The sequence below is a fragment of the Paenibacillus sp. FSL H7-0703 genome (assembly GCF_038003485.1).
Taxonomy (GTDB): domain Bacteria; phylum Bacillota; class Bacilli; order Paenibacillales; family Paenibacillaceae; genus Paenibacillus; species Paenibacillus polymyxa_B.
On sequence record NZ_JBBOPF010000001.1, the window covers coordinates 2,818,810 to 2,833,851 of the forward strand.

Sequence of the window (15,042 nt, forward strand, 5' to 3'; positions counted from 1 at the left end):
TTATTGGTGGACACTCAATGCCCGCTTGTTCTTTTCATTATGTTCCATAGAAAAGACGTGAACAATGCGTGAACTTAAGGAGAAGGGTTTGTTTTTTCAAGCCCTCATTTGCGTGCTTCAAAATTCATTCATATCATAACTTGCAATTTATCTAGAACACAGGCATAATATGAATAAGATCATATTTTGATAATGATTATCATTATTAAATGATAAATACACATAGACTTTAAAGGAGGCAGGACCGCAGTGAAAGAAACTTTCAGTAAAACCTCCCTGCATATTGATGATTATTTGGACCTTCTCAATCTTGCCGTACAAGTCGGAGATACCAAGTGGCAAAAAGAAATTACCCGTAAACTTCAAGCCTTGAGTGTCCTTCAGACAGAACAGGTTGAAATAGATTAACTTCCCCAGTTAATACTGTCCTCAGTTAAAAATGCTGACTAAGCACCACTATACAAAGGACAACCAGGATATCATAAAACTTTTGACCGAATCCATGAGAAAGATCTTTCATGTGAATGATAAATGAATCGGTTATAGGAAAAAGAGCACAGCCCGTTAAGGCTGTGCTCTTTTATCTTGCTTGGCGACGTCCTACTCTTCCAGGACCCTGCGGTCCAAGTACCATCGGCGCTGGAGGGCTTAACGGTCGTGTTCGGGATGGGTACGTGTGGAACCCCTCCGCTATCGCCACCAAACATGAATTTACATCGTAAATTCTTCCGTATGGTTATTCGGTTCATCACTTATCGTGCGAATGAATAGCCATGCGCTTGTTGTATGTATTTCTACATACCTTCAAGGTTACACCCTGAAAACTGGATCCGAAACTCATTTGCGTTTTATTCTTAGGATAAGCCCTCGACCGATTAGTATTGGTCAGCTCCATGCATTACTGCACTTCCACCCCCAACCTATCTACCTCGTCGTCTTCAAGGGGTCTTACATACTGGGAAATCTCATCTTGAGGGGGGCTTCACGCTTAGATGCTTTCAGCGCTTATCCCTTCCGTACATAGCTACCCAGCGGTGCTCCTGGCGGAACAACTGGTACACCAGCGGTACGTCCATCCCGGTCCTCTCGTACTAAGGACAGCTCCTCTCAAATTTCCTACGCCCACGACAGATAGGGACCGAACTGTCTCACGACGTTCTGAACCCAGCTCGCGTACCGCTTTAATGGGCGAACAGCCCAACCCTTGGGACCTACTTCAGCCCCAGGATGCGATGAGCCGACATCGAGGTGCCAAACCTCCCCGTCGATGTGGACTCTTGGGGGAGATAAGCCTGTTATCCCCAGGGTAGCTTTTATCCGTTGAGCGATGGCCCTTCCATGCGGTACCACCGGATCACTAAGCCCGACTTTCGTCCCTGCTCGACTTGTAGGTCTCGCAGTCAAGCTCCCTTCTGCCTTTGCACTCTTCGAATGATTTCCAACCATTCTGAGGGAACCTTGGGGCGCCTCCGTTACTCTTTAGGAGGCGACCGCCCCAGTCAAACTGCCCACCTGACACTGTCCTCGCACCGGATCACGGTACCAAGTTAGAACCTAGATACGATCAGGGTGGTATCCCAAGGATGCCTCCTCTCAAGCTGGCGCTCAAGATTCAACGGCTCCCACCTATCCTGTACAGATCGTACCCAAATTCAATATCAAGCTGCAGTAAAGCTCCATGGGGTCTTTCCGTCTTGTCGCGGGTAACCTGCATCTTCACAGGTATTAAAATTTCACCGGATCTCTCGTTGAGACAGCGCCCAAGTCGTTACGCCATTCGTGCGGGTCAGAATTTACCTGACAAGGAATTTCGCTACCTTAGGACCGTTATAGTTACGGCCGCCGTTTACTGGGGCTTCGGTTCATAGCTTCGCCCCGAAGGGCTTACCACTCCCCTTAACCTTCCAGCACCGGGCAGGCGTCAGCCCGTATACTTCGCCTTGCGGCTTCGCACAGACCTGTGTTTTTGCTAAACAGTCGCTTGGGCCTTTTCACTGCGGCCCCCTCGGGCTATTCACCCTACCGAGGCACCCCTTCTCCCGAAGTTACGGGGTCATTTTGCCGAGTTCCTTAACGAGAGTTCTTCCGCGCGCCTTAGAATTCTCTTCTCGCCTACCTGTGTCGGTTTGCGGTACGGGCACCTTCTCCTGGCTAGAGGCTTTTCTTGGCAGTCTGAGATCATGACCTTCGCTACTACAATTTTCGCTCCCCATCACAGCCCAGCCTTACGATGTGCGGATTTGCCTACACACCAGCCTCACTGCTTAGACGGACATCCATCAGTCCGCGTCACTACCCTACTGCGTCACCCCATCGCTCATAACGGATTACGGTGGTACAGGAATTTCGACCTGTTGTCCTTCGACTACGCCTATCGGCCTCGCCTTAGGTCCCGACTTACCCTGAGCGGACGAACCTTCCTCAGGAACCCTTAGGCTTTCGGCGGATCTGATTCTCACAGATCTTTTCGTTACTCATACCGGCATTCTCACTTGAATGCAGTCCAGCGCTCCTTACGGTACACCTTCAACCCGCATTCAACGCTCCCCTACCCCTGATGCAAGCATCAAGCCATAGCTTCGGTGGTGTGTTTAGCCCCGTTACATTTTCGGCGCAGAGTCACTCGACCAGTGAGCTATTACGCACTCTTTCAATGGTGGCTGCTTCTAAGCCAACATCCTGGTTGTCTGTGCAACTCCACATCCTTTCCCACTTAACACACACTTGGGGACCTTAGCTGATGGTCTGGGCTGTTTCCCTTTCGACAATGGATCTTAGCACTCACTGTCTGACTCCCGGAACTAAATCTATGGCATTCGGAGTTTGACTGAGCTTGGTAACCCTTGCGGGCCCCGCACCCAATCAGTGCTCTACCTCCACGATTCTTTTTTCCGAGGCTAGCCCTAAAGCTATTTCGGGGAGAACCAGCTATCTCCGGGTTCGATTGGAATTTCTCCGCTACCCCCACCTCATCCCCGCATTTTTCAACATGCGTGGGTTCGGGCCTCCAGTGCGTGTTACCGCACCTTCACCCTGGACAGGGGTAGATCACCCGGTTTCGGGTCTACGTCCACGTACTCAAGTCGCCCTATTCAGACTCGCTTTCGCTGCGGCTTCAGCTCTTCACCTTAACCTTGCACGGGAACGTAACTCGCCGGTTCATTCTACAAAAGGCACGCCATCACCCATAGATCGGGCTCTGACTTCTTGTAAGCACACGGTTTCAGGATCTATTTCACTCCCCTTCCGGGGTGCTTTTCACCTTTCCCTCACGGTACTGCTTCACTATCGGTCGCCAGGGAGTATTTAGCCTTGGCAGATGGTCCTGCCGGATTCATACGGGGTTTCACGTGCCCCGCACTACTCGGGATCCGTCTCGGAGGGAACAAGTTTTGAACTACAGGGCTTTTACCTTCTCTGGCGGGCCTTTCCAGGCCTCTTCATCTAACCGGTTCCTTTGTAACTCCATGTGAGACGTCCCACAACCCCAAGGAGCAAGCTCCTTGGTTTGGGCTAATCCGCGTTCGCTCGCCGCTACTGACGGAATCACTATTGTTTTCTCTTCCTCAGGGTACTTAGATGTTTCAGTTCCCCTGGTCTGCCTCTATTCTGCCTATGTATTCAGCAGAAAGTGACTGTCGATGAAGACAGCCGGGTTTCCCCATTCGGACATCCCCGGATCAAAGCTTGCTTACAGCTCCCCGAGGCCTTATCGTTGTTCGCCACGTCCTTCGTCGGCTCCTGGCGCCTAGGCATCCTCCGTGTGCTCTTTGTAGCTTAACCTAGTATTTACATCGTAAATACGATTTGCTTTGAATTTCGGTTCAACACTTACGTGTGAATGAAATTCAAGGCAGCTACCTTTATTTCACTTGTTTACACAAGATCAGCTTAAAGGAATATTCTAAAACGCAATTTCGTTTCGGTATCCAGTTTTCAAGGTGCAAAGCTGTAAACAACCAGCTTTTTCTGAGAGTTTGAGCTCTCAAAACTGAGCAACGAGTGAGTAGTTTTTGAAGCTAATGCTTCATATTTGAATGTTTCCGTTGCAGGAAACGATTCTCCATAGAAAGGAGGTGATCCAGCCGCACCTTCCGATACGGCTACCTTGTTACGACTTCACCCCAATCATCTACCCCACCTTCGGCGGCTGGCTCCCTTGCGGGTTACCCCACCGACTTCGGGTGTTGTAAACTCTCGTGGTGTGACGGGCGGTGTGTACAAGACCCGGGAACGTATTCACCGCGGCATGCTGATCCGCGATTACTAGCAATTCCGACTTCATGTAGGCGAGTTGCAGCCTACAATCCGAACTGAGACCGGCTTTTCTAGGATTGGCTCCACCTCGCGATTTCGCTTCCCGTTGTACCGGCCATTGTAGTACGTGTGTAGCCCAGGTCATAAGGGGCATGATGATTTGACGTCATCCCCACCTTCCTCCGGTTTGTCACCGGCAGTCTGCTTAGAGTGCCCAGCTTGACCTGCTGGCAACTAAGCATAAGGGTTGCGCTCGTTGCGGGACTTAACCCAACATCTCACGACACGAGCTGACGACAACCATGCACCACCTGTCTCCTCTGTCCCGAAGGAAAGGTCTATCTCTAGACCGGTCAGAGGGATGTCAAGACCTGGTAAGGTTCTTCGCGTTGCTTCGAATTAAACCACATACTCCACTGCTTGTGCGGGTCCCCGTCAATTCCTTTGAGTTTCAGTCTTGCGACCGTACTCCCCAGGCGGAATGCTTAATGTGTTAACTTCGGCACCAAGGGTATCGAAACCCCTAACACCTAGCATTCATCGTTTACGGCGTGGACTACCAGGGTATCTAATCCTGTTTGCTCCCCACGCTTTCGCGCCTCAGCGTCAGTTACAGCCCAGAGAGTCGCCTTCGCCACTGGTGTTCCTCCACATCTCTACGCATTTCACCGCTACACGTGGAATTCCACTCTCCTCTTCTGCACTCAAGCTCCCCAGTTTCCAGTGCGACCCGAAGTTGAGCCTCGGGATTAAACACCAGACTTAAAGAGCCGCCTGCGCGCGCTTTACGCCCAATAATTCCGGACAACGCTTGCCCCCTACGTATTACCGCGGCTGCTGGCACGTAGTTAGCCGGGGCTTTCTTCTCAGGTACCGTCACTCTTGTAGCAGTTACTCTACAAGACGTTCTTCCCTGGCAACAGAGCTTTACGATCCGAAAACCTTCATCACTCACGCGGCGTTGCTCCGTCAGGCTTTCGCCCATTGCGGAAGATTCCCTACTGCTGCCTCCCGTAGGAGTCTGGGCCGTGTCTCAGTCCCAGTGTGGCCGATCACCCTCTCAGGTCGGCTACGCATCGTCGCCTTGGTAGGCCTTTACCCCACCAACTAGCTAATGCGCCGCAGGCCCATCCACAAGTGACAGATTGCTCCGTCTTTCCTCCTTCTCCCATGCAGGAAAAGGATGTATCGGGTATTAGCTACCGTTTCCGGTAGTTATCCCTGTCTTGTGGGCAGGTTGCCTACGTGTTACTCACCCGTCCGCCGCTAGGTTATGTAGAAGCAAGCTTCTACATAACCCCGCTCGACTTGCATGTATTAGGCACGCCGCCAGCGTTCGTCCTGAGCCAGGATCAAACTCTCCATTAAAGACCAACCGAAGTTGGTTTATAGAAAGAGCGATAAGCTCATGTTGAAACTGACGAGATAAAAATATCTCTTGTTTGATTTTGCAAGCAAAATCATTTTACTCACTCGTTGTTCAGTTTTCAAAGATCAAACATTTCTCTTTCGCTGCGTTTTTCAGCAGCTATAAGATCATATCATGTTTGTTTCAAAAATGCAAGGGTTATTTTTTTCTTTTTTGAAGATCATTTCACCCAAGCTTTTCGCTTTTGAAACTGCTGTTTTGTTGTCAGCTCAAATAATATATCATTTTCAGCAATAGAAAGCAACTTGTAAATAATACCTTTTTTTTAAACTTAAAATCCCTTCCACCTTTTAGTCAACCATTATTAGCTCCACTGTTACTTCAAAACAGCTAGTTCATAAAATGTCATGTGTTCAGTTCCATTTAATATAAATATATTATTGGTAATTAGCCGCTATACGACGTTGATTAGTTTTTTTGTAATCTATGTTGTTCGTTACCCCATGTGCTAGATTGTTAGAAGACATGCAGCAAGGCGAAGTCTCTTGGACCCCGCCTAATGGTATTCATATATTAGAGGCGACAAATTTCATGGGCACATTGGCCGTACGAAGGACAGCAGCACATGCCACGTAATACCTTGAGATCGTGAATGACAATCTTTCCATCCCTTGTATCTAAGGTTCCCTGTTCTTTCAGCGCGCTCAGCATCCGGTTCACACTCTCGCGCGTCGCTCCAATCATCTCACCTAATTCGGAGTGACTTAGCTTCATATTTAGTAAAATGCCATCCTTCACAGCCACGCCACATGTATTGCTAGCACGGATCAATGTAGATGCTAACGCTCCAGTTTTACCATACAACAGTAAGTCCCGAAAACGCGATTGCATAATGCGTTGCTTCATCGCCATCCACTGGATGAACTGAAGTGCCATTTCCCCATTTTTGGACAAGAGCGACTCCAGATCCTTAACAAGCACGACGCCTAACTCACACACATCGGCTGTTTCCGCAGTGCAACTATACTCTTCTCCATCTATCCCGCTAAATTCCCCAATTAAGTCGCCTTGATGCTGAATGGTCAGAATCAGTTCTTTACCATCTTCTGTCGATTTACGAAGTTTAACATGACCTGAATGTATATAATAAAGCTGCTCTGCATCATCGCCTTCTCGGAAAAGCATAACGCCTGCCTTTACCTTCTTCCAGGACATAATATCTTTTAGCAGATCAAAATGTTCTTCTGTCAAATAAATCTGAATTCCCGTGCGTTCCGCTTCGTCCCCAAACCGTTCCATACAAGTGGCTTGCATGTTAGCGTCCTCCTCGTGTTTACCTGATATCTATATCATAATGTTTTAATGCCTGGGTTGTTATCGGGAGAACACCTGATTTTATACCTTCCTACTCCCTGATTTACTGTGATAAATATCACTTCCGAGGTAAGCTAACGCCCCATTTATCGGCCTTTTCCCTACTCCTTACCCGACCTGATGAAAAGTCAGTGTTTCCTGCGCCTATAGATCAGGGGGTTCCCTGATCTACTTTTGTAACTGTCAGAACTACAATGAATTAGAGATATAGTTTGGTTATGAAAAAGGATGTGTCTTCTATGCTACAAATAACGGATGAAATGCGAAAAGAACTGAACCAGTTGAGAGATACTATTTATAGTGATCTCACTGCCCTTGCATTTATGTCCAAGTCGGGTGGTAAGCTGCATTGGTATTACGCCTCCGGCAACCGAAGCAATCGCTATCGCCTTATTTCTTTTAAGATTGGTCATGGTATTGCCGGGATGGCTGTTCGCTTGGGACGTACCGTGACTGTAAGTGCTTTACTATCAGGTAGTATACGTCTGCGTCAGGAGTGTGCACTAATGCTGGCCGAGCAGCTTCACTCTGCTGTTGCTATTCCCTTTTCCAGCACAGGGGATCTGCCTAACGGTGTGCTGCTTCTTGGTAATCGTGATGTGAGGACGTTCACAGAGTCTGATGTGGCCGAGGCCACTCAAGTCGCTCAACGCCTTAGCCAACTATGTGCTTACCCTCTCACTCCATAGATCAACAATGGTACTGTAGATAATAAAACTCATAAAATACTTGATATGGCTGTCCCTAACTATCTTTGTTGATTGAAATCCCTAAAATTTGCTATGATTATGACAAAACGCACGGTTTTTTTACCGTTCGAGGGGATGACAAATTGATTCGTATACTAGTAGTGGATGATCATGTTGTCGTACGTTCTGGCCTCATGGCCCTATTGGACGGCAAAAATGGTATTAAGGTCGTAGGAGATGCAGCAGACGGGGATGAGGCGATCCGCAAGGCAGTAGAGCTACAACCTAATGTCGTACTCATGGATTTTAGCATGCCACCTGGCAAAGATGGTCTCACGGCAACCACTGAATTAAAAAAACAGTTGCCCGATACAGAAGTCCTTATTTTAACGATGCATGACGATGAAGAATATCTGTTCCGAGCCATTCAGGCTGGAGCATCCGGATATATTTTAAAAAGCGCACCTCACGAGGAGTTACTCGCTGCCATCCAGTCTGTGGCCGAAGGTAGTGCCTATTTGTACCCGAATGCAACCAAACGACTGATGAGTGAATATCTGGACAAAATCAAACAGGAAGGCATAGCCGGACCCTATGAATCCTTGTCTGAGCGGGAAAAAGAGATTCTATCCTGGGTAGCCAAAGGATATGCCAACAAGGAAATTGCCGAGCACCTGGTGATTAGTGTCAAAACCGTAGAGTCCCATAAAAGCAATCTTATGGAGAAGCTTAACTTGAAAACACGACCTGAGCTAGTCAAATTCGCACTAAAAAAGGGGCTGCTCCATTATGAATGAACCTTCTAATCCTTTACTGCAGCATGCCTTTGGTGAATCAACCGATAAACTGCTGAATGATCTGGAAATTTATATACCAGAATCCCCTTTTCTTCATGCGCTGCGTAACTCACTCCACCAATTATCCAATCTGAAATTTGCTCTAGATACGTCTTCCATCGTTGCTTTGACCGATCATCGAGGTATTATTCAGTACGTAAACGACAAGTTCTGTGAGATTTCGCAATACAGTCGTGAAGAGCTGATCGGTCAGGATCATCGTCTTATTAATTCAGGCTATCATACCTCTGCCTTCATGAAAAGCCTGTGGACTACGATCCGTTCAGGTAAGGTATGGCAAGGAGAAATACGTAATCGTGCTAAAGATAACAGCTACTATTGGGTGAATACTACGATCGTTCCGTTTATGGACGAGGAAGGTAAACCCTATCAGTACTTAGCGATCCGCAATGAGGTCACTAAACTGAAGAAAGTAGAAGCAGAACTCCAATCTATGATGACGCAAGTCATGCAAATACAGGAAGAAGAACGTAAACGCTTTTCAAGAGAGCTGCATGATGGGATAGGACAAAGCTTGTTTTCACTTATTATCCAATTGGATAGCCAACTTGCCGAACAACCTAGTGCTACTCTGGAGAATCTTCGTTCGCAGGTGACCGACATCATCAAAGATGTTCGTGGTCTAGCGTGGGAACTTCGTCCCTCAGTTCTGGATGATCTGGGTGTCGTCCCAGCCATAAGAACCTATATTGAAAACTTCTGTTCTCATTACGGGATTGAGGTGCATTTTCAATGCACTCTACGTAAACGGGTTGATATTCGCAAGGAAATTGCAATTTATCGGATTGTACAGGAGGCATTAACGAATGTAGCCAAATACGCAGATGTAGCAGTGGCATATGTCGACGTTGAGGATCAAAATGAAATGATACAAGTGACCATTCGGGATGAGGGCATTGGATTCTCTGGAAAGTCCCAAGGAGAGGGAGTTGGATTGTTCAGTATGGAAGAACGAGCTAGAGGGGTAGGGGGATTTATGAGCATAACCTCTGCTCCAGACAAGGGAACCTCCATCCAGCTGACCATTCCCGTGTAAAAACTGTCCACTAGATCGGTTATCGGTGTATGCCAGGTGTATGATCAGAACGATATACACCGATACCGAAGATTATGGATAATCAACACATTGTGGATTACATGAGGATAAATACAAAAAAAAGAGAGAGCTCTGTCCCCAGACAGGCTCTCTTTATTTATAAGGTGTCACCACTGAGGCAACAAGAATCCGCTATAGCAAAAAGCGGGTGATGGGAATCGAACCCACGCTACCAGCTTGGAAGGCTGGAGTTCTACCATTGAACTACACCCGCAAATCAGTATCGGGATGACACGATTTGAACATGCGACCCCCTGGTCCCAAACCAGGTGCTCTACCAAGCTGAGCTACATCCCGACATTATACATTTTTTTAAGAAATGGCGCGCCCTGAGAGATTCGAACTCCCGGCCTTTTGATTCGTAGTCAAACGCTCTATCCAGCTGAGCTAAGGGCGCATATTAAATTCCATAATGAGTAGTCAAGGCGCCACCCAGATTTGAACTGGGGAATGAAGCTTTTGCAGAGCTTTGCCTTACCACTTGGCTATGGCGCCGTATGGATAATGGAGCGGACGACGGGAATCGAACCCGCGACCCTCGCCTTGGCAAGGCGATGCTCTACCGCTGAGCCACGTCCGCAAAATATGGTGCGGTCGAGAGGACTCGAACCTCCACGGGGGGTTAGCCCACACGGACCTGAACCGTGCGCGTCTGCCAATTCCGCCACGACCGCAAAATAATTATAAATGGTGAGCCATGAAGGACTCGAACCTTCGACACCCTGATTAAAAGTCAGGTGCTCTACCAACTGAGCTAATGGCTCTTAATGGCTGGGGATATAGGATTTGAACCTATGCATGACGGAGTCAAAGTCCGTTGCCTTACCGCTTGGCTAATCCCCAATAAATTAAGAATAAAGGGCGGCCGATGGGGCTTGAACCCACGAATGCCGGAGTCACAGTCCGGTGCGTTAACCACTTCGCCACGACCGCCATATGATTATGAAAAGACTGGTGGAGGATGATGGATTCGAACCACCGAACCCGTAAGGGAGCAGATTTACAGTCTGATGCGTTTGGCCACTTCGCTAATCCTCCAAAATGGTGCCGGCGAGAGGACTTGAACCCCCAACCTACTGATTACAAGTCAGTTGCTCTACCAGTTGAGCTACACCGGCACATTACTCAATTCCCACTTGAAAGGTGGCTCGGGACGGAATCGAACCGCCGACACGAGGATTTTCAGTCCTCTGCTCTACCGACTGAGCTACCGAGCCATGTTTTATTTTATTACTACATCATATAATCCGCACTATATATGCCAATTATATATGAAGTTAAAATGGCGGAACTGACGGGATTCGAACCCGCGATCTCCTGCGTGACAGGCAGGCATGTTAGGCCTCTACACCACAGTTCCAGAGGCATTTCCAACAGGAAATTAATTGCGGGGGTAGGATTTGAACCTACGACCTTCGGGTTATGAGCCCGACGAGCTACCGAACTGCTCCACCCCGCGACATTAAAAGGCATTTCTCAAATTTTCTTATGGTGGAGGCTGAGGGGATCGAACCCCCGACCCTCTGCTTGTAAGGCAGATGCTCTCCCAGCTGAGCTAAGCCTCCATAATATGACCCGTAGGGGATTCGAACCCCTGTTACCTCCGTGAAAGGGAGGTGTCTTAACCCCTTGACCAACGGGCCTTGCAAAATAAGTTCTGGTTTCAATAAATTTATGGCGGAGAGAGAGGGATTCGAACCCTCGCACCACTTTCGCAGTCTAACCCCTTAGCAGAGGGTCCCCTTATAGCCACTTGGGTATCTCTCCGAGTAGCGGCAGAGGGGATCGAACCCCCGACCTCACGGGTATGAACCGTACGCTCTAGCCAGCTGAGCTACGCCGCCACCTTATATATAAAATTCAGAAATATTCAAAACATGGCTCCCCGAACAGGACTCGAACCTGTGACAACTCGATTAACAGTCGAGTGCTCTACCAACTGAGCTATCAGGGAATATTGGTGGAGCCAAGCGGGATCGAACCGCTGACCTCCTGCGTGCAAGGCAGGCGCTCTCCCAGCTGAGCTATGGCCCCAATCTTTTTGTTATTCTGGAAGTGGTGGGCCTTAGTGGACTCGAACCACCGACCTCACCCTTATCAGGGGTGCGCTCTAACCAGCTGAGCTAAAGGCCCTAACATGCAAAACTTCATTATCCTTTGAAGGATATCGCTTGGCGACGTCCTACTCTCCCAGGACCCTGCGGTCCAAGTACCATCGGCGCTGGAGGGCTTAACGGTCGTGTTCGGGATGGGTACGTGTGGAACCCCTCCGCTATCGCCACCAAACATGAATTTACATCGTAAATTCTTCCGTATGGTTATTCGGTTCATCACTTATCGTGCGAATGAATAGCCATGCGCTTGTTGTATGTATTTCTACATACCTTCAAGGTTACACCCTGAAAACTGGATCCGAAACTCATTTGCGTTTTATTCTTAGGATAAGCCCTCGACCGATTAGTATTGGTCAGCTCCATGCATTACTGCACTTCCACCCCCAACCTATCTACCTCGTCGTCTTCAAGGGGTCTTACATACTGGGAAATCTCATCTTGAGGGGGGCTTCACGCTTAGATGCTTTCAGCGCTTATCCCTTCCGTACATAGCTACCCAGCGGTGCTCCTGGCGGAACAACTGGTACACCAGCGGTACGTCCATCCCGGTCCTCTCGTACTAAGGACAGCTCCTCTCAAATTTCCTACGCCCACGACAGATAGGGACCGAACTGTCTCACGACGTTCTGAACCCAGCTCGCGTACCGCTTTAATGGGCGAACAGCCCAACCCTTGGGACCTACTTCAGCCCCAGGATGCGATGAGCCGACATCGAGGTGCCAAACCTCCCCGTCGATGTGGACTCTTGGGGGAGATAAGCCTGTTATCCCCAGGGTAGCTTTTATCCGTTGAGCGATGGCCCTTCCATGCGGTACCACCGGATCACTAAGCCCGACTTTCGTCCCTGCTCGACTTGTAGGTCTCGCAGTCAAGCTCCCTTCTGCCTTTGCACTCTTCGAATGATTTCCAACCATTCTGAGGGAACCTTGGGGCGCCTCCGTTACTCTTTAGGAGGCGACCGCCCCAGTCAAACTGCCCACCTGACACTGTCCTCGCACCGGATCACGGTACCAAGTTAGAACCTAGATACGATCAGGGTGGTATCCCAAGGATGCCTCCTCTCAAGCTGGCGCTCAAGATTCAACGGCTCCCACCTATCCTGTACAGATCGTACCCAAATTCAATATCAAGCTGCAGTAAAGCTCCATGGGGTCTTTCCGTCTTGTCGCGGGTAACCTGCATCTTCACAGGTATTAAAATTTCACCGGATCTCTCGTTGAGACAGCGCCCAAGTCGTTACGCCATTCGTGCGGGTCAGAATTTACCTGACAAGGAATTTCGCTACCTTAGGACCGTTATAGTTACGGCCGCCGTTTACTGGGGCTTCGGTTCATAGCTTCGCCCCGAAGGGCTTACCACTCCCCTTAACCTTCCAGCACCGGGCAGGCGTCAGCCCGTATACTTCGCCTTGCGGCTTCGCACAGACCTGTGTTTTTGCTAAACAGTCGCTTGGGCCTTTTCACTGCGGCCCCCTCGGGCTATTCACCCTACCGAGGCACCCCTTCTCCCGAAGTTACGGGGTCATTTTGCCGAGTTCCTTAACGAGAGTTCTTCCGCGCGCCTTAGAATTCTCTTCTCGCCTACCTGTGTCGGTTTGCGGTACGGGCACCTTCTCCTGGCTAGAGGCTTTTCTTGGCAGTCTGAGATCATGACCTTCGCTACTACAATTTTCGCTCCCCATCACAGCCCAGCCTTACGATGTGCGGATTTGCCTACACACCAGCCTCACTGCTTAGACGGACATCCATCAGTCCGCGTCACTACCCTACTGCGTCACCCCATCGCTCATAACGGATTACGGTGGTACAGGAATTTCGACCTGTTGTCCTTCGACTACGCCTATCGGCCTCGCCTTAGGTCCCGACTTACCCTGAGCGGACGAACCTTCCTCAGGAACCCTTAGGCTTTCGGCGGATCTGATTCTCACAGATCTTTTCGTTACTCATACCGGCATTCTCACTTGAATGCAGTCCAGCGCTCCTTACGGTACACCTTCAACCCGCATTCAACGCTCCCCTACCCCTGATGCAAGCATCAAGCCATAGCTTCGGTGGTGTGTTTAGCCCCGTTACATTTTCGGCGCAGAGTCACTCGACCAGTGAGCTATTACGCACTCTTTCAATGGTGGCTGCTTCTAAGCCAACATCCTGGTTGTCTGTGCAACTCCACATCCTTTCCCACTTAACACACACTTGGGGACCTTAGCTGATGGTCTGGGCTGTTTCCCTTTCGACAATGGATCTTAGCACTCACTGTCTGACTCCCGGAACTAAATCTATGGCATTCGGAGTTTGACTGAGCTTGGTAACCCTTGCGGGCCCCGCACCCAATCAGTGCTCTACCTCCACGATTCTTTTTTCCGAGGCTAGCCCTAAAGCTATTTCGGGGAGAACCAGCTATCTCCGGGTTCGATTGGAATTTCTCCGCTACCCCCACCTCATCCCCGCATTTTTCAACATGCGTGGGTTCGGGCCTCCAGTGCGTGTTACCGCACCTTCACCCTGGACAGGGGTAGATCACCCGGTTTCGGGTCTACGTCCACGTACTCAAGTCGCCCTATTCAGACTCGCTTTCGCTGCGGCTTCAGCTCTTCACCTTAACCTTGCACGGGAACGTAACTCGCCGGTTCATTCTACAAAAGGCACGCCATCACCCATAGATCGGGCTCTGACTTCTTGTAAGCACACGGTTTCAGGATCTATTTCACTCCCCTTCCGGGGTGCTTTTCACCTTTCCCTCACGGTACTGCTTCACTATCGGTCGCCAGGGAGTATTTAGCCTTGGCAGATGGTCCTGCCGGATTCATACGGGGTTTCACGTGCCCCGCACTACTCGGGATCCGTCTCGGAGGGAACAAGTTTTGAACTACAGGGCTTTTACCTTCTCTGGCGGGCCTTTCCAGGCCTCTTCATCTAACCGGTTCCTTTGTAACTCCATGTGAGACGTCCCACAACCCCAAGGAGCAAGCTCCTTGGTTTGGGCTAATCCGCGTTCGCTCGCCGCTACTGACGGAATCACTATTGTTTTCTCTTCCTCAGGGTACTTAGATGTTTCAGTTCCCCTGGTCTGCCTCTATTCTGCCTATGTATTCAGCAGAAAGTGACTGTCGATGAAGACAGCCGGGTTTCCCCATTCGGACATCCCCGGATCAAAGCTTGCTTACAGCTCCCCGAGGCCTTATCGTTGTTCGCCACGTCCTTCGTCGGCTCCTGGCGCCTAGGCATCCTCCGTGTGCTCTTTGTAGCTTAACCTAGTATTTACATGGTAAATACGATTTGCTTTGAAT

Annotated in this window: 5 protein-coding genes, 21 tRNA genes and 5 rRNA genes; 4 read left to right on the forward strand and 27 right to left on the reverse strand. The window is 49.4% G+C overall.

Annotated features, from left to right (window positions below; all coding sequences use genetic code 11):
• Nucleotides 1–249 precede the first annotated feature (249 nt).
• Entirely contained in the window at nt 250–408 is a 159-nt protein-coding gene (locus MHB46_RS12325) for a hypothetical protein (RefSeq protein WP_165147892.1), read from the forward strand.
• A 179-nt stretch (nt 409–587) separates the two neighbouring features.
• On the opposite strand, the gene rrf (MHB46_RS12330) is transcribed toward MHB46_RS12325, so the two are convergent.
• From rrf (MHB46_RS12330) to MHB46_RS12345, 4 genes are all read right to left on the reverse strand, one after another.
• Nucleotides 588–704: ribosomal RNA gene (rrf, locus tag MHB46_RS12330) — 5S ribosomal RNA — on the reverse strand.
• 151 nt (nt 705–855) lie between these two features.
• Nucleotides 856–3,783, reverse strand: a 23S ribosomal RNA gene (locus tag MHB46_RS12335).
• 286 nt (nt 3,784–4,069) lie between these two features.
• Nucleotides 4,070–5,625 (reverse strand): 16S ribosomal RNA (locus tag MHB46_RS12340).
• The 16S, 23S and 5S rRNA genes sit together here, the layout of an rRNA operon.
• Before the next feature lie 574 nt (nt 5,626–6,199).
• Nucleotides 6,200–6,940: a Crp/Fnr family transcriptional regulator gene (locus MHB46_RS12345; RefSeq protein ID WP_025718906.1), complete on the reverse strand. Its 741-nt coding sequence runs from the start codon at nt 6,938–6,940 to the stop codon at nt 6,200–6,202.
• Between the two features lie 299 nt (nt 6,941–7,239).
• Between MHB46_RS12345 and MHB46_RS12350 the strand changes: the two genes are divergently transcribed.
• The 3 genes from MHB46_RS12350 (at nt 7,240) to MHB46_RS12360 (ending at nt 9,582) form a co-directional block, all read left to right on the forward strand.
• Nucleotides 7,240–7,689 (forward strand): GAF domain-containing protein, encoded by a 450-nt coding sequence (locus tag MHB46_RS12350; RefSeq protein WP_165179928.1) that lies wholly within the window; start codon nt 7,240–7,242, stop codon nt 7,687–7,689.
• Between the two features lie 143 nt (nt 7,690–7,832).
• On the forward strand, nt 7,833–8,486 hold the full coding sequence (locus MHB46_RS12355; protein WP_016818376.1) for a response regulator: 654 nt from the start codon (nt 7,833–7,835) through the stop codon (nt 8,484–8,486).
• Nucleotides 8,479–9,582 (forward strand): PAS domain-containing sensor histidine kinase, encoded by a 1,104-nt coding sequence (locus MHB46_RS12360; protein WP_341162477.1) that lies wholly within the window; start codon nt 8,479–8,481, stop codon nt 9,580–9,582. Before MHB46_RS12355 ends, MHB46_RS12360 begins: the two co-directional genes overlap by 8 nt.
• A gap of 203 nt (nt 9,583–9,785) precedes the next feature.
• On the opposite strand, the gene MHB46_RS12365 is transcribed toward MHB46_RS12360, so the two are convergent.
• From MHB46_RS12365 to MHB46_RS12475, 23 genes are all read right to left on the reverse strand, one after another.
• A tRNA-Gly gene (locus MHB46_RS12365) sits at nt 9,786–9,856 on the reverse strand.
• 9 nt (nt 9,857–9,865) lie between these two features.
• Nucleotides 9,866–9,939, reverse strand: a tRNA-Pro gene (locus MHB46_RS12370).
• A 23-nt stretch (nt 9,940–9,962) separates the two neighbouring features.
• Nucleotides 9,963–10,039: transfer RNA gene (locus tag MHB46_RS12375), tRNA-Arg, on the reverse strand.
• Nucleotides 10,040–10,065: 26 nt separating this feature from the next.
• Nucleotides 10,066–10,137: transfer RNA gene (locus MHB46_RS12380), tRNA-Cys, on the reverse strand.
• Between the two features lie 10 nt (nt 10,138–10,147).
• Nucleotides 10,148–10,222, reverse strand: a tRNA-Gly gene (locus MHB46_RS12385).
• Nucleotides 10,223–10,228: 6 nt separating this feature from the next.
• A tRNA-Leu gene (locus MHB46_RS12390) sits at nt 10,229–10,316 on the reverse strand.
• A gap of 14 nt (nt 10,317–10,330) precedes the next feature.
• Nucleotides 10,331–10,406 (reverse strand) — tRNA-Lys (locus MHB46_RS12395).
• A 4-nt stretch (nt 10,407–10,410) separates the two neighbouring features.
• Nucleotides 10,411–10,485, reverse strand: a tRNA-Gln gene (locus tag MHB46_RS12400).
• Nucleotides 10,486–10,502: 17 nt separating this feature from the next.
• Nucleotides 10,503–10,575: transfer RNA gene (locus MHB46_RS12405), tRNA-His, on the reverse strand.
• A gap of 19 nt (nt 10,576–10,594) precedes the next feature.
• Nucleotides 10,595–10,680: transfer RNA gene (locus MHB46_RS12410), tRNA-Tyr, on the reverse strand.
• 4 nt (nt 10,681–10,684) lie between these two features.
• Nucleotides 10,685–10,760: transfer RNA gene (locus tag MHB46_RS12415), tRNA-Thr, on the reverse strand.
• 26 nt (nt 10,761–10,786) lie between these two features.
• A tRNA-Phe gene (locus MHB46_RS12420) sits at nt 10,787–10,859 on the reverse strand.
• A gap of 66 nt (nt 10,860–10,925) precedes the next feature.
• Nucleotides 10,926–11,002 (reverse strand) — tRNA-Asp (locus tag MHB46_RS12425).
• A 25-nt stretch (nt 11,003–11,027) separates the two neighbouring features.
• A tRNA-Met gene (locus MHB46_RS12430) sits at nt 11,028–11,101 on the reverse strand.
• Between the two features lie 30 nt (nt 11,102–11,131).
• Nucleotides 11,132–11,207 (reverse strand) — tRNA-Val (locus tag MHB46_RS12435).
• A gap of 6 nt (nt 11,208–11,213) precedes the next feature.
• A tRNA-Glu gene (locus tag MHB46_RS12440) sits at nt 11,214–11,285 on the reverse strand.
• Nucleotides 11,286–11,317: 32 nt separating this feature from the next.
• A tRNA-Ser gene (locus MHB46_RS12445) sits at nt 11,318–11,409 on the reverse strand.
• A 3-nt stretch (nt 11,410–11,412) separates the two neighbouring features.
• A tRNA-Met gene (locus MHB46_RS12450) sits at nt 11,413–11,486 on the reverse strand.
• A 34-nt stretch (nt 11,487–11,520) separates the two neighbouring features.
• Nucleotides 11,521–11,596 (reverse strand) — tRNA-Asn (locus MHB46_RS12455).
• A 4-nt stretch (nt 11,597–11,600) separates the two neighbouring features.
• Nucleotides 11,601–11,676 (reverse strand) — tRNA-Ala (locus tag MHB46_RS12460).
• Between the two features lie 22 nt (nt 11,677–11,698).
• Nucleotides 11,699–11,775, reverse strand: a tRNA-Ile gene (locus MHB46_RS12465).
• A gap of 36 nt (nt 11,776–11,811) precedes the next feature.
• Nucleotides 11,812–11,928 (reverse strand): 5S ribosomal RNA (rrf, locus tag MHB46_RS12470).
• Nucleotides 11,929–12,079: 151 nt separating this feature from the next.
• Nucleotides 12,080–15,007 (reverse strand): 23S ribosomal RNA (locus MHB46_RS12475).
• Between the last annotated feature and the right edge of the window lie 35 nt (nt 15,008–15,042).

What these genes read in the sequence shown, in the direction of transcription:
- MHB46_RS12345 (WP_025718906.1), bottom strand. Translation starts at nt 6,940, where the DNA reads ATGCAAGCCACTTGTATGGAACGGTTTGGGGACGAAGCGGAACGCACG.
- MHB46_RS12350 (WP_165179928.1), top strand. Translation starts at nt 7,240, where the DNA reads ATGCTACAAATAACGGATGAAATGCGAAAAGAACTGAACCAGTTGAGA.
- MHB46_RS12360 (WP_341162477.1), top strand. Translation starts at nt 8,479, where the DNA reads ATGAATGAACCTTCTAATCCTTTACTGCAGCATGCCTTTGGTGAATCA.